Below are 18,838 nucleotides of genomic sequence, written 5' to 3' on the forward strand. Positions count from 1 at the left end.
CAAGGCAGATCGCCATGACCATTCCCCGCGACCGCACCTGGGTCGCCCACGCGATCCAAATCATCGAGGCCGATTTCAACCGGTCGTCGGACACGCATCTGCTGCAGGTGCCGCTGCCCGGCGCGCCGGGGATCGCGCTCTACCTGAAGGATGAATCGACCCATCCGTCCGGGAGCCTCAAGCACCGGCTGGCGCGCTCGCTGTTTCTCTACGGGCTCTGCAACGGCTGGATCGGACCGGAGACGACGATCATCGAGGCGTCGAGCGGGTCGACGGCGGTGTCGGAGGCCTACTTCGCCCGCATGCTGGGCCTGCGCTTCATCGCCGTGATGCCGCGGTCCACCTCCGCGGAGAAGATCGCGCAGATCGCGTTCTATGGCGGCGAGAGCCATTTCGTTGATTCTCCGGCCGAGATGTACACGGAGAGCGCGCGCCTCGCGGAAGAGCTCGGCGGCCATTACATGGACCAGTTCACCTATGCCGAGCGCGCCACGGACTGGCGCGGCAACAACAACATCGCGGAATCGATCTTCAGCCAGATGGCGCACGAGGAGCATTCCGTCCCGGCTTGGGTCGTGGTCGGCGCCGGCACGGGCGGCACCTCGGCGACGCTGGGGCGCTACATCCGCTACCGCCGCCTGCCGACGAAGCTCTGTCTCGCGGATCCTGAGGCCTCGGTGTTCCACCGGCACCTCGCCGACCGGAGCATCTGCACCATCGCCTGCACGCCGTCCGTCATCGAAGGCATCGGCCGCCCGCGCTGCGAACCCTCCTTCATCCCAGACCTGATCGACACGGCCTATGCGGTGCCGGATGCCGCCAGCCTCGCGGCCGCCCGCGTCCTGTCGCGCCGCATCGGCCGCTCCTGCGGCGGCTCGACCGGCACCAATCTCTGGGCCGCGGCCCAGATCGTGAGCGACATGGTGCGGGCGGGCGAGCAGGGCTCGGTGGTGACGCTGCTGTGCGATTCCGGCGAGCGCTACCGCAGCACCCATCTCGACGATGTCTGGCTTCAGCAGCGCGGAATCGACATCCGCGCCGCCGAGACGGCGATGGAGCGCTTATTCGAGACGGGCGTGCTCGAGGTTTAAGCGGCTCGCGTCTCCTGCTTGAGGGACGCCATGTCGATCACGAAGCGGTACTTCACGTCGCTGCGCACCATCCGGTCCCAGGCCTCGTTGATCCGGTCGATCGGGATCAGCTCGATGTCGGACACGATGCCGTGCTGGCCGCAGAAATCGAGCATCTCCTGCGTCTCCGCGATGCCGCCGATGAGCGAGCCGGCGAGACGGCGGCGCTTCATGATCAGGTTGAACACGTTTGGCGAGGGGTGAGGCTCGCCCGGGGCTCCGACCAGCGTCATGGTTCCGTCGCGGCGCAGCAGGGCCAGGAACGGGTCGAGATTGTGCGGCGCCGCCACCGTGTTCAGGATGAAGTGGAAGGTGCCGTTGTGCTTCGCCATGGCGTCGGCGTCGCGGGACACCACCACCTCGTCGGCGCCGAGGCGCAGCCCGTCCTCGATCTTGTTGGGCGAGGTGGTGAAGAGCACCACATGCGCCCCCATGGCATGGGCGAGCTTCACGGCCATGTGGCCGAGGCCGCCGAGGCCGACCACGCCCACCTTCTGGCCCTTGCCGACGCCCCATTGCCGAAGGGGCGAATAGGTGGTGATGCCGGCGCAGAGCAGCGGCGCGGCTCCGGCCGGGTCGAGATTGTCCGGCATCCGCAGGACGAAATGGTCGTCCACCACGATGGTGTTCGAATAGCCGCCGTAGGTGACGCCGCCCGAGCGCTTGTCGACGCTGTTGTAGGTGCCGGTGAAGTCGTGGTCGCAATACTGCTCCAGCCCGTCGTCGCAGTTGATGCAGTGGCGGCAGGAATCGACCATGCAGCCGACGCCGGCGAGGTCGCCCTGCTTGAACTTGGTCACGTCGGAGCCGACCCGGGTCACGCGGCCGACGATCTCGTGGCCGGGCACCACCGGATAGACCGCGCCGCCCCATTCATCGCGCGCGGTGTGGACGTCCGAATGGCAGACGCCGCAGAAGAGGATATCGATCTCGACATCCCGCGGACCGGGCTCCCGGCGCTCGAACTGGAACGGGCCGAGCGGGCTGGTGGCGGACTTCGCGGCGTATCCGAAGGCTTTCATGGCTTTGAGCCCCTTGTGAGAGTTCGATTCCGGATAGACGGTCTCGCCTCCCATCGGTTCCACGGAACGAAAACAGGCCGGCGAAGTGCGGCAGGTTTCCCGGCTTCGCTGCGTAGGAAGCGGTTCCGCCCCGCGCCAATCCGAGGCTCGTCAGGACGTTTCCGACGTTAACCCGCACTCGTCGAGGTCAGGGCCAAGAGCGGCTTCAAGCCCGGAAATCCTTGTATTTTAAGAGAATGAACACCTTACCGCTTCCTGAAAGCGGGCTTGGGCGCCGCCTCGATGGGCTGATCCGACACAGGAGGCGACCTTGCGCAAATGGAGGCGGCGCAAGGCTTTGTGCGCGCGGGCGCTGACGCAGCAAGAATCTCGCAACCAAAGAGTCTCAACAACGCTTAACCTCAACGGTGATTCAGAATTGCACATTAACGGTTTGGCCCCTGTCCCCGTGCAAAAGTCATACCCGGACAAGAGATCAACCGGCACCCAACAAAAGCCGGAGGGAGTCAAACAGATGATCAAGAATAACCTTCGCGATTTCATCGAAACGGTCATCGACAACAAGTACATCTCGGCCGACGACGTCAAAATGCTTCAGCGCGAGATCCTGGAAGACGGCATCATGACGCGTATCGAGGCCGAGGCCCTGCTAGCGCTCGGCCGCACCCTCGACGCCCATGAGAGCTGGGGCCCGGCACTCGCCGCGCTCGTCGTGGACTTCATGGTCTGGTCCATGCGTCCGACCGGTGTGGTGACCAACGACGACGCCATGTGGCTGACGACGGCCCTGGACGTGGGCGGCCCGACCGAGACGGCCATGAACATCGCCTATGCGATCCTCGACGAGACCCAGCACGTGGACGCGGCTCTCCTCGACTTCATCATGCGCGGTCGCCAGCATGCCCGGATGCAGCGGATGGCCGCCTGATCCGTCAAAAGGCGGTCTTACGCTAAATGCTGACCCCAGCCCCGCTTCCCGAATGCACCGATGTGCAGTAACGGGAGTGGGGCTAACTATTTTTCGGCTTGCAGCGTTCGAGGGCTCATGTTCGACAAGATCCTGATTGCCAACCGGGGCGAGATCGCCTGTCGCGTCATCAAGACCGCCCGGCGGATGGGCATCAAGACGGTGGCCGTCTATTCCGACGCGGACCGCGACGCGCTCCACGTGGAGATGGCGGACGAGGCGGTGCATATCGGCCCGGCGGCCGCGGCCGAGTCCTACCTGGTCATCGACAAGATCGTGGAGGCCTGCAAGCAGACCGGCGCCCAGGCGGTGCATCCGGGCTACGGCTTCCTGTCCGAGCGCGAGGCCTTTCCGAAGGCCCTGGCCGAAGCCGGCATCGTGTTCATCGGCCCCAATCCCGGCGCGATCGCCGCCATGGGGGACAAGATCGAGTCGAAGAAGGCGGCTGCTGCCGCCAAGGTCTCGACAGTGCCGGGCTTCCTCGGGGTGATCGAAGGGCCGGAGCAGGCGGTCACCATCGCCAATGAGATCGGCTATCCAGTGATGATCAAGGCCTCCGCCGGCGGCGGCGGCAAGGGCATGCGCATCGCGTACTCGTCCGACGAGGTCGCGGAGGGCTTCGCCCGCGCCAAGTCGGAAGCGGCGTCCTCCTTCGGCGACGACCGCGTCTTCATCGAGAAGTTCATCACCGATCCTCGCCACATCGAGATCCAGGTGCTGGGCGACAAGCACGGCAACGTCATCTATCTCGGCGAGCGCGAATGCTCGATCCAGCGCCGCAACCAGAAGGTCATCGAGGAGGCGCCGTCGCCGCTCCTCGACGAGGCGACCCGCAGGCTCATGGGCGAGCAGGCCGTGGCGCTGGCCAAGGCGGTGGGCTACGACTCGGCCGGGACCGTGGAGTTCGTGGCCGGCCAGGACAAGTCCTTCTACTTCCTCGAAATGAACACTCGGCTCCAGGTGGAACATCCGGTGACCGAGATGATCACCGGCATCGACCTCGTGGAGGAGATGATCCGGGTCGCCGCAGGCGAGAAGCTTCGTCTGACCCAGGATGACGTGAAGCTCGACGGCTGGTCGGTGGAAAGCCGCATCTATGCGGAGGATCCGGTCCGCAACTTCCTGCCCTCGACGGGACGCCTCGTGACCTACCGGCCGCCGGAGGAGGGTGAGGAGAACGGCGTCACCGTGCGCAACGATACCGGCGTCTACGAGGGCGGCGAGATCTCGATTTACTACGACCCGATGATCGCCAAGCTCGTGACCCACGCGCCGACGCGCATCGAGGCGATCGAGGCCCAGGCGCGGGCGCTCGACTCCTTTGCCATCGAGGGCATCCGCCACAACATCCCGTTCCTGTCGGCGCTGATGCAGCATCCGCGCTGGCAGTCGGGCCACCTCTCCACCGGCTTCATCGCCGAGGAGTTCCCGCAAGGGTTCAAGGCTCCCGCGCCCGAGGGCATCGTGGCCCATCGCATGGCGGCGGTGGGGGCGGCCATCGACCACCTGCTCAACGAGCGCAAGCGCCAGATCTCCGGCCAGATGCGCCACGTCTCGGCCGTGAAGTTCGAGCGCGAGCGCGTGGTCGTGCTGGGCCGCGAGCATCATGACGCCTTGGTCGAGGACATCGACGGCGGCATTGCGGTCGTCATCGGCGGCGAGGCCTGGCCCGTCGTCTCGTCCTGGCGGCCGGGCGAGGCGGTCTGGACCGGAACGGTGGGCGGCGAGCCCCTCGCCGTGCAGGTAAAGCCGATCCTCAACGGGATGGTGCTGTCCCATGCGGGCGCCTCCGCCGAGGTGCGGGTCTATACCCGCCGGGAGGCGGAGCTCGCGGCGCTCATGCCCGAGAAGGCCGAGGCCGATACGGGCAAGCAGCTCCTGTGCCCGATGCCGGGGCTCGTCAAGGCGATCAGCGTCAAGGCCGGCCAGGAGGTGAAGGCGGGCGAGCCGCTCTGCATCGTCGAGGCGATGAAGATGGAGAACGTGCTGCGCGCCGAGCGCGACGGCACCATCTCCAAGATCCACGCCAAGGAAGGCGACAGCCTCGCGGTCGACGCGGTGATCATGGAATTCGCCTGATCACGGCCGTGGACGCACGCTCGTGGCGTCGCATGTCCGGCTTAGGCCGGAGAGCAATGGCTGAAGGTGGTCGCGGGCGTGCCGAAGGGCGCGAACGCGTCCCATCCGCCCTTACCGAGTACGGCAGCTGGTGGAATTGCTGACGCGGTAAGCAAGCCGAGGCTCGAGCCGAATATGGCCGCTATTCGGGCCCAGCTTGGCCGTTCACCTCCGGGCAAGCGGGGCGTTGGACACCGTCGGTGTAACCGGGTAACGGCCGCCGTCCGGCGTTTTCGCATCGACCGAATAAGGGTTCGGGCGCCTCCGATGCGTGACTATTTGGACCCATGCAACACGGCCACCATGAATCCGTCCCATTCCTCCGCCCTGATCCGCAGCCTCCACCGTCAGGAGACGTCATGCACAAGCTGATCATGGTATGGCTCATGGGAGCCGCCGTCCTCGCACTCTCGCCGTTCGACACTGGCCGTGCCCAGTCTGCCGATGAGCAAGCAGCGGGGGCGGAAGCCCGGATCGAGCAGATCCAGGCCATCCTCGATGACGAGGACGAGGGACTTACGGATGACGAGCTTAACGATGATCAGGACGCGCCGGACAGCCAGGGCGACACTGGGGATCCCTGGGACCAGGAGGATCCGGACGACCCGTCCGATGAGGCGGGCTCATCGCGAGAGTGGGGAACGCCAACCTGATCTTTCATCCGCCGCCTTATCTCTGCTCAAGTTCCTCGGATGACCAGGGCAGAGCCCTCGTGAGTGGCAGTTTCGACGCCATGACCATGCGAAATCCTCCGATGGTGGGTCGTGAGATCCGGTCCGATGCCTGATCCTTCTGCAAGCATGTTCAGAGTCTCCAACGGACTGTCGCAATCGTCTGCAACCGGTGGACCAGCCCCCTTGCTCGTCCTGTCAATCCCAGGCGTGCGCAACGACCGCAAGAGCCTCGTGACCTCGATGCTCAGGTGCGCACGTCTGCTCCTTCCGCCACTCGTCATGGCAGTTGGAGTGATGGGGCAGGCTGTCCAGGCGCAGTCCGGAGCCTATCCTAAGCATGAAGCCCCGATACCTGCATCGACGATTGCTCAGATGCGGGAGAAGAGCACCTCTTCGGCAGAGCCGATGCTGATCCGCGTCTATAAGAAGGAAGCGGAGCTGGAGGTCTGGAAGCGCAGCGCGAGCGGGCGCTATATCCGCCTCAAGACCTTTCCGATCTGCCGCTGGTCAGGTCAGCTGGGCCCGAAGCGGAAGGAGGGCGACCGGCAGACGCCGGAAGGTTTCTACACCATCACTCCCTCCCAGATGAACCCCAGGTCGAAGCACTATCTCTCCTTCGACACAGGCTTTCCCAATGCCTACGACCGGGCGCATGGCGCCACCGGTTCCGCCTTGATGGTGCACGGCACATGTTCCTCCGCCGGCTGCTACGCCATGACGGATGCGGGGATCTCGGAGATCTACGCCCTCATGCGCGAAGCGTTCAGGGGTGGTCAGAAGGCAGTCCAGCTGCAGGCCTACCCGTTCCGGATGACGGCGGAAAACCTCGTGCGCCATCGTCTGGATCCGAACATCGCCTTCTGGCGGCAGCTCAAGGAAGGTTCGGATCGCTTCGAGGCCACTGGTGAGGAGATCGCCGCCGGCGTCTCGGCGGGGCGATACTCTTTCCAGCCGGCCAGGAGCCCAGAGCGGGAAGCCGCGGTGCAGGCCTACCGGGCTCTGGAAGAAGACCACCTGGCGGTGCTGCTGGAGGAGGGAAGGCCGGCCATCCGGACCTCCTACGAAGACGGTGGGCAGCATCCATCCTTCACGGCCCTGTGGCGCCGTGGTGTCTCGCTCGGGGACGTCAGCCGTCCCGAGGCTCTGGCCTATGCCGGTCTCGAGCGGGTAATCACACCGGCGCGTCCGATGCAGCCGGTCTGCCTTTGGACGAGCTCTTGCCCGCCTTCGACCAAACAGGCGAGCTCCGTTTCTTCTTCTGCCCCGGACGAACCCACCCTGCAACCGGTCCCGGCTGAGGGTCCAGCTGTGTGGGTCCCGGACTTGCCATCACTGCTCACGGCTGCCCCGATCCGCGACACGACAATGGGCTCGGACCACAACCGGCCGGTGATCCCGGGAGCACATCCGATCGTGCCAGCTTACGTGATGAAGACCGCTTGGGCGAATGCTGGTTCCGGCAGCTCAGATCTGGGTGATCAGACAAGGTCGCTGTCATCGAACCGGCAGCTTCACTGAAGCCGGTCCGACGATCGCGGTGGATTTGTCCGCGGTTGCTCCCGATCAGCCGGGTGGTCGCCGATTTCGCCGGTGCGGCCGCACGACCGTTGCTGAACCCATGACCCTTCAGCGTCTGCGGGCGAAGCAGGTGCCCGACATCCGGCCTTCCTATGTCGAGTGGCTGCGTTCCCGCTCCTTCCGGCGCAATGCAAGCAGGAGATCGAGCTGTTCGTCCGATATGGGACTCATATCAGGCGGAAAGTATGTGCTTCGCATCAGCTCAGCGATGCGATCCTTGGCATCGCGATTGATGCTTGGAACTCTGAACTTTCTTTTCCGATCGCGCATGGCGGCTCACCTTCGATACGCAAGGCTTTTGTCCCTAACTCTCCTCGAAATGTGGTTAATAAACCGTTAACCTTGGCCGTAAGGGTCTGTTGGGAAACGGTAAATGGCCTGAGCACAAGCCCGCGCGCTTCCCGTCGCTAAGGGCCTCCCGGTGCAGCGGTCCTCGTCAAACCGGAGGGTGAAGAGACCGAGGCAGGGGCAATCTGCTCGGACATTCTCCAACCGTCAGCCATATTCGACGCGAGAATCCAACAAGGCGGTTGTCTTCGTGACGGTTGTCGGTGTTTACAGGCGATCCGATCAACCGCCGAGGCCGCACCCAGATCGGTCCTTTCGAGCGCCACATGCTGACCTTGGAGCACACCACCTCGTTCGAGCAGATCATCAAGAAGAGCCGATTTGTCGCAACAGCCGGCCCGATCGGGAGCGAGCAGGCCGGCAAGGACTTCCTCGCCGCGTATTCCGATCGAGGGGCTAATCACAACTGCTGGGCTTGGCGGATAGGCCAGAACTGCCGATCGAGCGACGACGGCGAGCCAAGCGGGACGGCCGGCAAGCCGATCTTGCAGGCCATTGATCGCCTTGCGCTCGACCATGTCGCTGTCGTCGTCACGCGCTGGTTCGGAGGGGTCCTGCTCGGAAGCGGGGGCTTGGTCCGCGCATATGGAGGGACTGCGGCCGCGTGCCTGCGGGCGGCGCAGCAGGTCGAAGTCCTGCCCGTCCAGGAAGCCGTCATCGCCGTGCCGTTTTCCGATCTGGCCTTGGTGAAGGCACGGCTGAGCGGGACGCCTGGCGTCCGGATCCACCAGGAGACCTTCACCGGGACCGGCGCGACGCTCACAGCGGAGTTGCCCGAAGCCGGCGCTCGGCACATCGTCCGGATGATCACCGACCTTACCAGCGGCCGGGCCTCGGTCAGGATGGACCCAAAGATCACCACCTGATCGTCCGACTGGCGACAGCAGTAGGGCGTTTGAGCGAGACATACTCTCCATACCTGCGCAGATGAGGTCGGGACCATGAGAGCACTTCTTGGTGCGGGCGCCATGCTCGTCCTTCTTTCGGCGGAAGCCGCAGCCGATGGCACAAGCCTGGCAGGATCCTTGTGGCGGTGCACTCGCGCATCAGACCACTCGCAGTTCGTGATCGCCTTTTATCCCGGAGGAGGGGTGGGTGGGGGCGAGATGCAGGACGGGGAGGTCAGCCCCTACATCTTCGATGCGTCGCGAGTGAAAGAGGGCCAGTGGCCGGGGCACTGGCAGCAGAAGGGACGGCGCTTCACATGGCGCTTCCCCGACCAGCACATGCGGATCGACGGTCGCATCGCCGTGCCGGGATCGCCCGCAACCACGCTGACGGGCAACGAGACGGCATCAGGCACAACGAGCGCCATCTCCTGTACGGGACTGGCCAAGCTTCCAAAGATCGGGGTGGGACTGGTCATCCCAAAAGATGGACACTTCATGGACCCTGACAGCGAGGAGGGGGACTTGAAGGTGCCGGCCGGGATTTCGCTCCTTGGATCAAGGGGACGATGATCGTCTGGTCCCGCTCTGCTGTCTCTGCGAAGAGCAAGGCCTTCCACGGCGCCTAGCGCTGACGGCGGCTTGGAAGTCCGCTTTCTAAACCTCATCGTCTCGAAAGTAGCCCGCATCGAGGCCGTCGCGATCACAAGCTGTTCCTTTGTGAGGCTGCTGGTGGTACAGCCCCTCGTTCAGAGGCAACCCGCGAGCCGGCGGATCCGAGGGCAAACGTCCTGGGTCTTGGAGTGACTTGCCGTCCGCTCCCTGTCTCGTTCGGAAATTCCCTCCGATCGATCTGTTCCCGGACCCGCCTGTTGGCCACCCAAGCCCGCGCATGGCGTGCCCGGCCCATGTCTTCGGACCACTTTTGACGAGGAAATGACTTACGATGCAGAGGATACCGGCGCGGATCTGGGCTGCGGAGTTCCGTGCCTCCCTCACCTTGGGCTGGCCTCTGATCCTGACGAACCTCTCTCAGGCGGCCTTGAGCGCGACTGACCTCATCATCATCGGCCGCCTCGGCGCCGAGACGCTTGCCGCAGGCTCGCTTGCGACAAGCCTCTATCACGCCTGCATGATCTTCTGCATGGGCATCGCCTCGGCGACGATGCCCATGATCGCAACGTCGCTCGGACGGAATCGGCATGCGGTGCGGGATGTAAGGCGCACGGTCCGGCAAGGTCTCTGGAGCGTTGCTCTGGTCTGTCTGCCCTTCTGGGCGATGCTCTGGAATGTGGAATCCATCTACGTTTGGCTCGGTCAGCGCCCCGATGTCGCGGCACGCTCGGCCGAGTTCATGCATACCCTGCAGTGGGCGCTGCTTCCCTACCTCGGGTACTTGGTTCTTCGATCGTTTCTCGCCGCCATGCAGCGGCCGTTCTGGACCTTGCTCATCGCCGGATCGGCCATTCTGTTCAACGCGATTGCCGGCTACGGGCTCATCCTTGGAAATTTCGGCCTGCCGCAGATGGGCCTGAAGGGCGCCGGCATCGTCACCACATGCTCAAGCCTGTGGATGTTCATCGGCCTCGCGATCGTCGTTTCAACCCATAAGCGCTTCCGGCGCTACCACCTTTTTGGGCGATTCTGGCGACCGGACTGGCCCCGGTTCATGCAGCTGTGGCGGATCGGCCTGCCGATGGCGCTGACCTTCGCCTTCGAGACCACGATCTTCTACGCCGCAGTCGTCATGATGGGGCTTATCGGACCGACGGCTCTCGCGGCGCATGCGATCGCGGCGCAGATCTCGATGTTGAGCTTCATGGTGCCCGTGGGCTTCAGCCAAGTTGCCACGGTGCGCGTGGGGCGTGCCAACGGTGAAATGGATCCAAGAGGAGTCATGAGGGCTGGATGGAGCGCCTATGCCCTCGGGGTCGGGTTCATGGCGATCATGGCCATGATCATGCTGCTTCATCCCCAGGTCCTGGTCGCGGCGTTTCTCGATCTGAATGATCCCAGCAATGCCGAAGTGGCCAGCCTCGCGATGTGGTTCCTCGCCTTTGCCGGCTTGTTCCAGATCGTCGATGGAGCGCAGTCCATCGCCTCAGGCATGCTGCGCGGGCTGCAGGATACGCGGGTTCCAATGCTATTTGCTGCACTCGGATATTGGGGGATCGGCTTCCCCCTCGGGGCTATGCTGGCCTTCGGCACTGATCTCGCTGGCGCCGGGGTGTGGATCGGTCTGGCTTCCGGGCTGGCTGTGGTGGCCGTGCTCATGACTGGACGGTGGCTGCTTCGCGACCGTTTAGGCCTTCTCCGGAAGCATTATCGAGAGGTCCGGGGTCACGTGCCGGAAGCAGCGGACGCACTGGCTTGAACGAATGAAGCGATGATCTGCGACACATGGGTTCGACAGCGGCTCGAGATCTTCCGGCATGGGAGCATAAGGTTCGGCCGAGAGTTCGCGCGGCGGGAGACCTGAAGGCATCCGTCCGTTCCATGAGCCTGAGCTTTTCGTTCAGACGCCCTTTTCGGCCCTGGTTTCGTCGGAGGCCTGAGCCCTACGGACTTCCACTGTGGATGGTCTTAGCGATGGCTGGCCCTACGTTCGCTCGGACCGGTGCGTCATAGGACGGCTCGACCGTCCTGACGTCGGGGCGACCTGTGCCGGGCGGATTACGGGCGGGCTGCCCGGGTGTTTTTCTCCCGCCGCTCTGCTCTTGCCACTCACTTGTATTAGGCTAAGAGACGCCATGCCCCTCTATTTCGCCTACGGGTCCAACATGGACCAGGACGCCATGGCCCTGCGCTGCCCGGCCTCGAAGCCGGTCGGCCTCGCGCGGCTGATGCGCCATCGCTTCATCATCTTCGAAGGGGGCTATGCCTCCGTAGTGCGCGATCCGCAGCGCGCGGTCTGGGGCCTCCTGTGGGACCTCGCCCTGGCGGACGTGCCGGCGCTTGACCGCTACGAGAGCCTGTCGACGGGGCTCTACACCAAGGTCATCCAGCCCGTGGTCACCGCGCAGGGATCCCGCCGGGCGGTGGTGTATGTCGGGCGAAGCGCCAAGCCGGGCGTGCCGAAGCCCGGCTACATGGAAAGCATCGTGGACGCTGCCACAAAGGCCAGGCTGCCGCAGGACTACATCCAGAGCCTCGGGCGCTGGCTGCCGAAGGCGCAAGGAACGGCCGCCGGGCCCGTCCAGCGGCCTCCCGTCCGCCCGCTTTGGAGCGCACCGACCGGGACCCTGCGAAAGGCGCCCGGCGCCTGACCCCGAACCTTTGCGTTGGGGCGGCGTTGAGCCATCATGCGCGGCCACAGCCGGCGCGACTGGAATCCGAGGGGCAATGACTTCGAACCGCACTCTCCACGTCATCATCCGCGGACGCGTCCAGGGCGTCGGCTATCGCGCCTGGACCCATCACCAGGCCCAGCTGCATGGCCTCAACGGGTGGGTGCGCAATCGCCGGGACGGGTCCGTCGAGGCCGTCTTCTCAGGGCCCGGCGATCTCGTCGACGTGATGCTGAAGGCCTGCCGCCAGGGCCCCAGAGGCGCCGTCGTCGAAGCGATCGAGGAGGTGGAGGCTGGCCAGGAGGCCTCGTCTCCGGTCCGCTCGTTCGAGGTGCGCGACACCGTCTGAGGGTGCCCCGCTACTCTCAGAACTCCAAGCAGATCTTGCCGAAATGCGCGCCTGACTCCTCGTACCGGAAGGCATCGGCGATCTCCTCCAGCCCGAAGCTGCGGTCGATCACCGGCTTCAGTCCGATCGCGTCGATCGCCCGCACGAAATCCATCTGGTGGCGACGATTGCCGACGATCAAGCCCTGAAGCCGTGCCTGCTTCGCCATCAGGAGCGCGGTCGGCACCTCGCCGGCCCGTCCCGTCAGGACACCGATCAGCGAAATGTGACCGCCAATGCGTACGGCCGCAATCGACTGGCCCAGGGTGCCGGGCCCGCCGACCTCGATCACGTGGTCGACGCCGCGTTCCCCGGTCCAGTCGCGGGCACGGGCGCCCCAGTCCTCGTGCTGCCGGTAGTTGATCGTATGGTCGGCCCCTAGCGCCCGCGCCCGTTCCAGCTTTTCGTCGGACGAGGAGGTGGCGATTACGGTCGCACCCATCGCCTTCGCGAGCTGCAGGGCGAAGATCGAGACGCCGCCCGTGCCGAGCACCAAAACCACGTCGCCCGCCTTGAGGCCGCCGTTGACCACCAGTGCACGCCAGGCGGTCAGGCCGGCCGTGGTGAGCGTCGCCGCCTCCGCGTGGCTGAAGCCGTTCGGCGCCCGCGTGAACCAGGCCGCGGGGCGCACCACCGCCTCCCGCGCGTAGCCGTCGACCCCATCGCCCGGCACGGTCGAAAAGTCGGCCATCGGGGGAGGGCCCTCGAGCCAGCCGGGAAAGAAGCACGAGACCACGCGGTCGCCCGGCGCGAACTCGGTTACGCCATCGCCCACGGCCTCGACCACGCCCGCGCCGTCCGACATGGGGATCCGCCGGTCCGCCGTCGGCATCCGTCCGCTGACGACGCCGTAATCGTGGTAGTTCAAGGAACTCGCGTGGAGCCTGACCCGAATCTCGCCGGCAGCTGGAGTTCCGGGATCCGGCATGTCGATCTGCTCCAGACGGTCGAGCCCGCCCGGCGCATGCAGGACGATTCCCTTCATGGTGCCTCCTCTTTCCTGATCGATGGGATGTCAGGAGGAACGCGGTCGGAAGGGAAAAGTCCCGGGAAATGCGTTCAGGTCCTGGGCGGCTTCGGAGACAGGTCGACCGGCCCGCCGGCCTCCCTCCAGGCCGTGAAGCCTCCCTCGATATGAGCGACGGGCTTCAGGCCCATGTCCTGGGCTGTTGCGGTCGATAGGGCGGAGCGCCATCCGGCGGCGCAGAAGAACACGAAGGTCTTGTCCTGGGCGAAGACTGGCTTGTGGTAAGGGCTCTCGGGGTCGATCCAGAATTCCAGCATCCCGCGCGGGCAGTGGACGGCGCCGGGGATCCTGCCCTCGCGCTCCAGCTCGCGCGGGTCGCGCAAGTCGACGAAGACCGTGTCTTCACGTTCGAGCAGCGGGATCGCCTCGGCGGCCGGAATCGTCCTGATCTTGGCGTTCGCCTCGTCGAGCAACGTCTTGAAGCCGCGGGTAATGGTTTGACTCATGAAGGCTGCTCCGCTTTGAGGCTTTCCACAAACTGGGCATGATGGCGGCAGAGTCAACCGGAGGCGAATGTGCTGGGCTTCACGATCATCGACTACGCGGCGCTTGCCTTCTTCCTTGCGTCCTGGCTCGGCTACCACGCGGCCGTCGAGATCTCCCCGGCCGGCCAGCGCAGCCTCAACAGAATCATGGACCAGTACCGCCACCGCTGGATGGAGCAGCTCGTGGTGCGCGAGAACCGGATCGTCGACACCACGATTCTGGCATCGCTCATGAACGGCACGGCCTTCTTCGCCTCGACGTCGCTGATCGCCATCGGCGGCGTGCTGGCGCTCATGCGCTCCATCGATACGGTGCTACCGCTCTTCGCGGGGCTTCCCTTCGGCGAGCCGCCGACGCCGCTTGCCTGGGAGCTGAAAGTGATCGGGCTTGCGGTGGTCTTCGTCTACGCCTTCTTCAAGTTCGCCTGGTCCTACCGGCTCTTCAACTACATGGCCATCATGGTCGGTTCGATTCCCGTGCTGAAGGCGCACAACCATGACGAGGCGCTCGCCGTCGCCCGGCAGGCGGGGCTGATGAACGCGGTCGCGGGCAAGCACTTCAACCGCGGACAGCGGGCTTTCTTCTTTTCGCTCGCCTATCTCGGCTGGTTCGTCAGCGCCTATCTTTTCATGGCGGCGACGGCGGGCGTGCTCTATGTCATGTGGCGCCGCCAGTTCATATCGGATGCGCGGATCGCGGCGCTGAGTGGGACCCATGCCAAGAAAACCGACTCCTGAGGAGATCGAGACCGCCATGCTGGCGCTGGTGACGGAGCGTGGGGCTGGCAAGAACCTCGACCCGACGGAGGTGGCCCGCGTGGTCGGCGGCGACAAGCCCGATGAATGGGGCCCCCTGATGGGGCTGGTGCGCCAAGTGGCCGTGCGGCTGATGAAGCAGGGACGCATCGTCATCCTGCGCAAGGGACGTCCGGCCGATCCGGACGATTTCCGCGGGATCTACCGGCTGACGCTGCCGCCTTCGCCCGAGGCCTGAGGGCCGGGAAAGAGTTCGCTGGAACGCCCCGCCAGGTAATAGGCGACGAGGCCTGCCCACTCCTTGGCTCCGACATCGAAGCGACGAAGCCCGTCGGAGACAGTGGCGAAGCCGCGTACGCCGTGGAAGCTGCCGCCGACCCGGAAATCGACCGGGTAGGGGATGACGGGAAAACCGGCCTTCTCGAAGACGCCAATGGCGCGAGGCATGTGCCAGGCGGACGTCACCAGAAGCCAGCGCTCCCCTTCCTTGGGCTTCGCGACCTGCACCGAATAGATGGCGTTCTCGAAGGTCGTCCTGGACCTGTCCTCGATGAGGATCCGGTTCGGGTCGATGCCGATGCTCTTCATGAACGCAGCGGTGACCGGCGCCTCCGCCGTTCCGTCACCGAACACGGTGCCGCCGCCTCCCACGATAAGGAGGCGCGCATCGGGGTAGCGATGGGAGAGCTGGATCACGTCGAGCACCCGCTCGGCCGCCTCGTTGACGACGATGGAGCCCCGGTTGATCGAATCCTCCGCATCGACAGAGCCGCCGAGAAGGATGATCCCGTCGATCGGCCTGCCGTCGTCCTGAAAGACCGGGAAGCGGCCCTCCAGGGGCACGAAGAGGTAGTTGGCGAGGGGCAGCAGGCCGAACGCGACGGTCGCCAGGGCGAAGACCAGAGCGACCCCGATCCCGATCCGCCGCAGGCGCTTCGTGAGGGCGATCAGCAGCCCCAGCACGACGAGGCTGAGCAGCAGGTTCGACGGCGTGGCGAAAAACCAGGCGATTTTCGAAACGTAGTAGAACACGTGCTGCCGGCCCTCCCGTGAGTGTTAGCTGTTGCCGGATTCCGCCTCGTAGCGGGCCTTGGTCTCGGCATTGGGCGGATAGAGGCCGGGCAGGGGCACGCCCTTGTCGACCTCGCGCATGATCCACAGCTCGAGCCGCTCCTGCTCGACGGCGGCCTTCGCGACCTCCTCGACGATGGCGGCCGGGATCACCACCACGCCGTCCTGGTCGGCGACGATCACGTCATCGGGGAACACCGCGACGCCGCCGCAGCCGATCGGCTCCTGCCAGCCCACGAAGGTCAGGCCCGCCACGGACGGAGGGGCCGCCGCGCCCGAGCACCAGACGGGGAGGCCCGTGCCGTCGACGCCGACCGCGTCACGCACCACGCCGTCGGTCACGAGAGCCGTCACGCCGCGCTTCTTCATGCGGGCCGTGAGGATGTCGCCGAAGATGCCGGCATCCTTCACGCCCATGGAATCCACGACCGCGATGCAGCCCTCCGGCATGTCCTCGATGGCGCCGCGGGTGGAGCGGGGGGAGGACCAGGATTCCGGCGTCGCCAGATCCTCGCGGGCCGGCACGAAGCGCAGGGTGAAGGCGCGGCCCACCAGACGCTCCCCGGCGTTGAAGGCCGGCATCGGCCCCTGCATCCAGCAGCGCCGGATCCCCTTCTTCAGGAGAACGGTGGTGATGGTTGCGGTGGAAGCGGCGCGCAGGGCGTCGACGATGGCTTTGTCGAGGGTCATGAGTAAGCGGTTCCTGACGTTGGGACATGCGGTCATAGCCCTTCAGGCAGCGAGCGCCAATGTCCTGTGCTGGCGTCCGATATGCGTTTACGCCGTCTTCTCGAACAGCTCGCGGCCGATCAGCATGCGCCGGATCTCGCTCGTGCCGGCGCCGATCTCGTAGAGCTTGGCGTCGCGCAGGAGGCGGCCGGTCGGGTAGTCGTTGATGTAGCCGTTGCCGCCGAGCAGCTGGATGGCGTCGAGGGCGCATTTGGTGGCCTGCTCGGCCGCGTAGAGGATCGCGCCGGCCGCGTCCTCGCGGGTGGTCTCGCCCCGGTCGCAGGCCTTGGCGACGGCGTAGACGTAGGCCTTCGCGGCGTTCATGTTCACGTACATGTCGGCCACCTTGCCCTGGACGAGCTGGAAGGTGCCGATGGGCTGGCCGAACTGCTTGCGCTCGTGGATGTAGGGCAGCACCACGTCCATGCAGGCCTGCATGATCCCGAGAGGGCCGGCCGCCAGGATGGCGCGCTCGTAGTCGAGGCCGGACATGAGCACGTTCACGCCCCGGCCGACCTGACCGAGCACGTTCTCCTCCGGCACCTCGCATTCCTCGAAGACGAGCTCGCAGGTGTCCGAGCCGCGCATGCCGATCTTGTCGAGCTTCTGCTGCGTGGAGAAGCCCTTGAAGCTCTTCTCGATGATGAAGGCGGTCATGCCGCGCGGGCCGGCATCCGGATCGGTCTTGGCGTAGACCACGAGGACGTCGGCGCCGGGGCCGTTCGTGATCCACATCTTGGTGCCGGTGATGAAATATCGGTCGCCGCGCTTCTCGGCGCGGGTGCGCATGGAGACCACGTCCGAGCCCGATCCAGGCTCCGACATGGCGAGCGCGCCGAGATGCTCGCCGGCGATCAGCTTCGGCAGGTAGCGTTGCTTCTGATCCTCGCTGCCGTTGCGGCGGATCTGGTTGATGCAGAGGTTCGAATGGGCGCCGTACGAGAGGCCGACCGACGCGGATGCGCGGGAGATTTCCTCAACGGCAATCACATGTTCGAGATAGCCGAGGCCGATGCCGCCATATTCCTCCTCGACCGTGATGCCGTGGAGGCCGAGCTCGCCCATCTGGGGCCAGAGATCGCGGGGAAACTCGTTGGTGCGGTCGATCTCCTGGGCGCGGGGCGCGATGTGGTCCTGGGCGAAGTTGCGCACCGTCGCGCGGATGGCGTCGGCCGTTTCGCCGAGATCGAAGTTGAAGATCTTGGAATCGTTGGGAATCACAGCGTTTCTCTCCTGGTCCCACACCGAGCCTCCGCAGAGCAGGGCTCAAGGGCGGGCCTATTGTCCCGCCGCTCGGCAGTGCGGGCAAGCGCCGCCGGGCGGGATGATTGGGGAGAGATATAGCAGCCTTTGCGGCGAAGTCAGGCTATTCCTCGAAGCTCGCCGTCTGCACCGCCGTGTCCACGTCGCGGCACACGCCGATGGGCTTGAGCTTCTGGTGGTCGCGCGGGTCGCACTTGCTTTGGACGAACATGCGCCACTGGTTTTCCGTGCCGTAGAAGGCGTTGCGGTCGATGTCGCCTGTCACGCCGGGCACGCGGCCGGTGGTCGTGAACTGCCAGAACGTCCAGCGGCGGTCGTTGTAGCGGTGGTGAGGCTCGGCCGCGGTGCTGCGGATCCAGAAGGGATAGTCCTTGTATTCGCCTTCCAGGATCTCCTGGTGGAAGGTGATGTCGGTGTAGATGATCGGCCGCTTGCCCGTATGAGCCTCCATCTCGCGCAGCAGGACGTCGATCATGGCCAGGGCCTGCTGGCGCGGGACCTTCTTCGGGCAATTCACGGATTCGCCGTTCCATTCCACGTCGAGCACGGGCGGCAGGGCATCCGGGTCCTGCGGGACGTTCTTCTTGAACCAGGCCGCCTGCTCGTGGGCCGGGCGGCACCAGTAGACGAAGTGGTAGGCGCCGCGGGGGACGCCGGCATTCTTGGCCGCCCACCAGTTCTCGAGGAAGCGGTTGTCCACGTGGTCGCCGCCTTCCGTGGCCTTGATGAAGGCGAACTGGGTGCCGGCTTGCCGCAGCGCGGCCCAGTCGACCTTGCCCTGCCATTTCGAGATGTCGACGCCGTGGATCGGCAGCCTGTGCGCCGTCGCCACGCCCGCATGGGGCTTCACGTCGCTCTTCAGCGGATACCGGCTCGACGACGGGGCGATGGCGCAGGAGGCGAGGCCGAGGGCCAAGGCGGTGACCGCTCCGAACCGCACGCAGCGGACGACGGTCTGCAGGGCAGACTGCTTCGGGGGAGATTTCCTGGAGCGGCGGGAAGGACGGCGGTTCTTCATCGGCTCGACTGTTTTACGCATGACCTGATCAGATCACGAGATGCCCCATGTCCCGTTAACAGGTCATTACGAAAACGGAGCCGAAACAGT

18 protein-coding genes and 1 pseudogene are annotated in these 18,838 nt (G+C 65.4%); 12 read left to right on the forward strand and 7 right to left on the reverse strand.

The window, feature by feature from the left end; all coding sequences use genetic code 11:
- Nucleotides 1-14: 14 nt before the first annotated feature.
- On the forward strand, nt 15-1,091 hold the full coding sequence (locus tag DES45_RS06975; RefSeq protein WP_114769247.1) for a PLP-dependent cysteine synthase family protein: 1,077 nt from the start codon (nt 15-17) through the stop codon (nt 1,089-1,091).
- Here DES45_RS06975 and DES45_RS06980 read toward each other — a convergent pair.
- The gene (locus DES45_RS06980; protein ID WP_114769466.1) at nt 1,088-2,152 is read right to left on the reverse strand and encodes an NAD(P)-dependent alcohol dehydrogenase; all 1,065 of its coding nucleotides are present in this window, start codon (nt 2,150-2,152) and stop codon (nt 1,088-1,090) included. The two genes, DES45_RS06975 and DES45_RS06980, sit on opposite strands and share 4 nt — an antisense overlap.
- 514 nt (nt 2,153-2,666) lie before the next feature.
- Here DES45_RS06980 and DES45_RS06985 point away from each other — a divergent pair.
- The 9 genes and pseudogenes from DES45_RS06985 to DES45_RS07025 all read left to right on the forward strand — a co-directional run bounded on the left by DES45_RS06985 (nt 2,667) and on the right by DES45_RS07025 (nt 12,360).
- On the forward strand, nt 2,667-3,080 hold the full coding sequence (locus DES45_RS06985) for a hypothetical protein (RefSeq protein ID WP_114769248.1): 414 nt from the start codon (nt 2,667-2,669) through the stop codon (nt 3,078-3,080).
- Between the two features lie 117 nt (nt 3,081-3,197).
- A complete protein-coding gene (locus DES45_RS06990) occupies nt 3,198-5,198 on the forward strand; it encodes an acetyl-CoA carboxylase biotin carboxylase subunit (protein ID WP_114769249.1) in 2,001 nt (666 codons plus the stop codon).
- A gap of 398 nt (nt 5,199-5,596) precedes the next feature.
- The gene (locus tag DES45_RS06995; protein WP_114769250.1) at nt 5,597-5,890 is read left to right on the forward strand and encodes a hypothetical protein; all 294 of its coding nucleotides are present in this window, start codon (nt 5,597-5,599) and stop codon (nt 5,888-5,890) included.
- A gap of 300 nt (nt 5,891-6,190) precedes the next feature.
- Nucleotides 6,191-7,429 (forward strand): L,D-transpeptidase family protein, encoded by a 1,239-nt coding sequence (locus DES45_RS07000; RefSeq protein WP_425374270.1) that lies wholly within the window; start codon nt 6,191-6,193, stop codon nt 7,427-7,429.
- 674 nt (nt 7,430-8,103) lie between these two features.
- Nucleotides 8,104-8,703, forward strand: a complete 600-nt coding sequence (locus tag DES45_RS07005; protein WP_114769468.1) for an IMPACT family protein — start codon at nt 8,104-8,106, stop codon at nt 8,701-8,703.
- A gap of 75 nt (nt 8,704-8,778) precedes the next feature.
- Complete coding sequence (locus tag DES45_RS07010; protein ID WP_114769251.1) at nt 8,779-9,297, forward strand: hypothetical protein; 519 nt, start codon at nt 8,779-8,781, stop codon at nt 9,295-9,297.
- Between the two features lie 373 nt (nt 9,298-9,670).
- A complete protein-coding gene (locus DES45_RS07015) occupies nt 9,671-11,098 on the forward strand; it encodes an MATE family efflux transporter (protein WP_114769252.1) in 1,428 nt (475 codons plus the stop codon).
- A 376-nt stretch (nt 11,099-11,474) separates the two neighbouring features.
- Nucleotides 11,475-11,885, forward strand: a pseudogene (locus tag DES45_RS07020) (gamma-glutamylcyclotransferase family protein); the annotation flags it as partial.
- 181 nt (nt 11,886-12,066) lie between these two features.
- Nucleotides 12,067-12,360, forward strand: a complete 294-nt coding sequence (locus tag DES45_RS07025) for an acylphosphatase (protein WP_114769254.1) — start codon at nt 12,067-12,069, stop codon at nt 12,358-12,360.
- Between the two features lie 16 nt (nt 12,361-12,376).
- Here the strand turns inward: DES45_RS07025 and DES45_RS07030 are convergent, their stop codons facing one another.
- Together DES45_RS07030 and DES45_RS07035 are read right to left on the reverse strand one after the other, a co-directional pair.
- Nucleotides 12,377-13,384 (reverse strand): zinc-dependent alcohol dehydrogenase family protein, encoded by a 1,008-nt coding sequence (locus tag DES45_RS07030; RefSeq protein WP_114769255.1) that lies wholly within the window; start codon nt 13,382-13,384, stop codon nt 12,377-12,379.
- Between the two features lie 74 nt (nt 13,385-13,458).
- A complete protein-coding gene (locus DES45_RS07035) occupies nt 13,459-13,872 on the reverse strand; it encodes a rhodanese-like domain-containing protein (protein ID WP_114769256.1) in 414 nt (137 codons plus the stop codon).
- A gap of 69 nt (nt 13,873-13,941) precedes the next feature.
- Between DES45_RS07035 and DES45_RS07040 the strand changes: the two genes are divergently transcribed.
- Together DES45_RS07040 and DES45_RS07045 are read left to right on the forward strand one after the other, a co-directional pair.
- A complete protein-coding gene (locus tag DES45_RS07040) occupies nt 13,942-14,649 on the forward strand; it encodes a DUF599 domain-containing protein (protein WP_245571567.1) in 708 nt (235 codons plus the stop codon).
- Entirely contained in the window at nt 14,627-14,905 is a 279-nt protein-coding gene (locus DES45_RS07045; RefSeq protein WP_114769257.1) for a DUF3253 domain-containing protein, read from the forward strand. Before DES45_RS07040 ends, DES45_RS07045 begins: the two co-directional genes overlap by 23 nt.
- On the opposite strand, the gene DES45_RS07050 is transcribed toward DES45_RS07045, so the two are convergent.
- From DES45_RS07050 to DES45_RS07065, 4 genes are all read right to left on the reverse strand, one after another.
- Entirely contained in the window at nt 14,869-15,699 is an 831-nt protein-coding gene (locus DES45_RS07050; RefSeq protein WP_114769258.1) for a YdcF family protein, read from the reverse strand. The genes DES45_RS07045 and DES45_RS07050 overlap by 37 nt on opposite strands.
- A 24-nt stretch (nt 15,700-15,723) precedes the next feature.
- Entirely contained in the window at nt 15,724-16,428 is a 705-nt protein-coding gene (locus DES45_RS07055) for a ribonuclease activity regulator RraA (protein ID WP_114769259.1), read from the reverse strand.
- Between the two features lie 87 nt (nt 16,429-16,515).
- A complete protein-coding gene (locus tag DES45_RS07060; RefSeq protein ID WP_114769260.1) occupies nt 16,516-17,688 on the reverse strand; it encodes an isovaleryl-CoA dehydrogenase in 1,173 nt (390 codons plus the stop codon).
- 145 nt (nt 17,689-17,833) lie between these two features.
- Complete coding sequence (locus DES45_RS07065; protein WP_245571568.1) at nt 17,834-18,769, reverse strand: glycoside hydrolase family 25 protein; 936 nt, start codon at nt 18,767-18,769, stop codon at nt 17,834-17,836.
- Between the last annotated feature and the right edge of the window lie 69 nt (nt 18,770-18,838).

This window comes from Microvirga subterranea (assembly GCF_003350535.1).
GTDB lineage: Bacteria > Pseudomonadota > Alphaproteobacteria > Rhizobiales > Beijerinckiaceae > Microvirga > Microvirga subterranea.

What these genes read in the sequence shown, in the direction of transcription:
- DES45_RS06980 (WP_114769466.1), bottom strand. Translation starts at nt 2,152, where the DNA reads ATGAAAGCCTTCGGATACGCCGCGAAGTCCGCCACCAGCCCGCTCGGC.
- DES45_RS07065 (WP_245571568.1), bottom strand. Translation starts at nt 18,769, where the DNA reads ATGCGTAAAACAGTCGAGCCGATGAAGAACCGCCGTCCTTCCCGCCGC.
- DES45_RS07030 (WP_114769255.1), bottom strand. Translation starts at nt 13,384, where the DNA reads ATGAAGGGAATCGTCCTGCATGCGCCGGGCGGGCTCGACCGTCTGGAG.
- DES45_RS07045 (WP_114769257.1), top strand. Translation starts at nt 14,627, where the DNA reads ATGCCAAGAAAACCGACTCCTGAGGAGATCGAGACCGCCATGCTGGCG.
- DES45_RS07015 (WP_114769252.1), top strand. Translation starts at nt 9,671, where the DNA reads ATGCAGAGGATACCGGCGCGGATCTGGGCTGCGGAGTTCCGTGCCTCC.
- DES45_RS07035 (WP_114769256.1), bottom strand. Translation starts at nt 13,872, where the DNA reads ATGAGTCAAACCATTACCCGCGGCTTCAAGACGTTGCTCGACGAGGCG.
- DES45_RS07010 (WP_114769251.1), top strand. Translation starts at nt 8,779, where the DNA reads ATGAGAGCACTTCTTGGTGCGGGCGCCATGCTCGTCCTTCTTTCGGCG.
- DES45_RS07005 (WP_114769468.1), top strand. Translation starts at nt 8,104, where the DNA reads ATGCTGACCTTGGAGCACACCACCTCGTTCGAGCAGATCATCAAGAAG.
- DES45_RS07055 (WP_114769259.1), bottom strand. Translation starts at nt 16,428, where the DNA reads ATGACCCTCGACAAAGCCATCGTCGACGCCCTGCGCGCCGCTTCCACC.
- DES45_RS06995 (WP_114769250.1), top strand. Translation starts at nt 5,597, where the DNA reads ATGCACAAGCTGATCATGGTATGGCTCATGGGAGCCGCCGTCCTCGCA.
- DES45_RS07025 (WP_114769254.1), top strand. Translation starts at nt 12,067, where the DNA reads ATGACTTCGAACCGCACTCTCCACGTCATCATCCGCGGACGCGTCCAG.
- DES45_RS07000 (WP_425374270.1), top strand. Translation starts at nt 6,191, where the DNA reads ATGGCAGTTGGAGTGATGGGGCAGGCTGTCCAGGCGCAGTCCGGAGCC.
- DES45_RS06975 (WP_114769247.1), top strand. Translation starts at nt 15, where the DNA reads ATGACCATTCCCCGCGACCGCACCTGGGTCGCCCACGCGATCCAAATC.
- DES45_RS06985 (WP_114769248.1), top strand. Translation starts at nt 2,667, where the DNA reads ATGATCAAGAATAACCTTCGCGATTTCATCGAAACGGTCATCGACAAC.
- DES45_RS06990 (WP_114769249.1), top strand. Translation starts at nt 3,198, where the DNA reads ATGTTCGACAAGATCCTGATTGCCAACCGGGGCGAGATCGCCTGTCGC.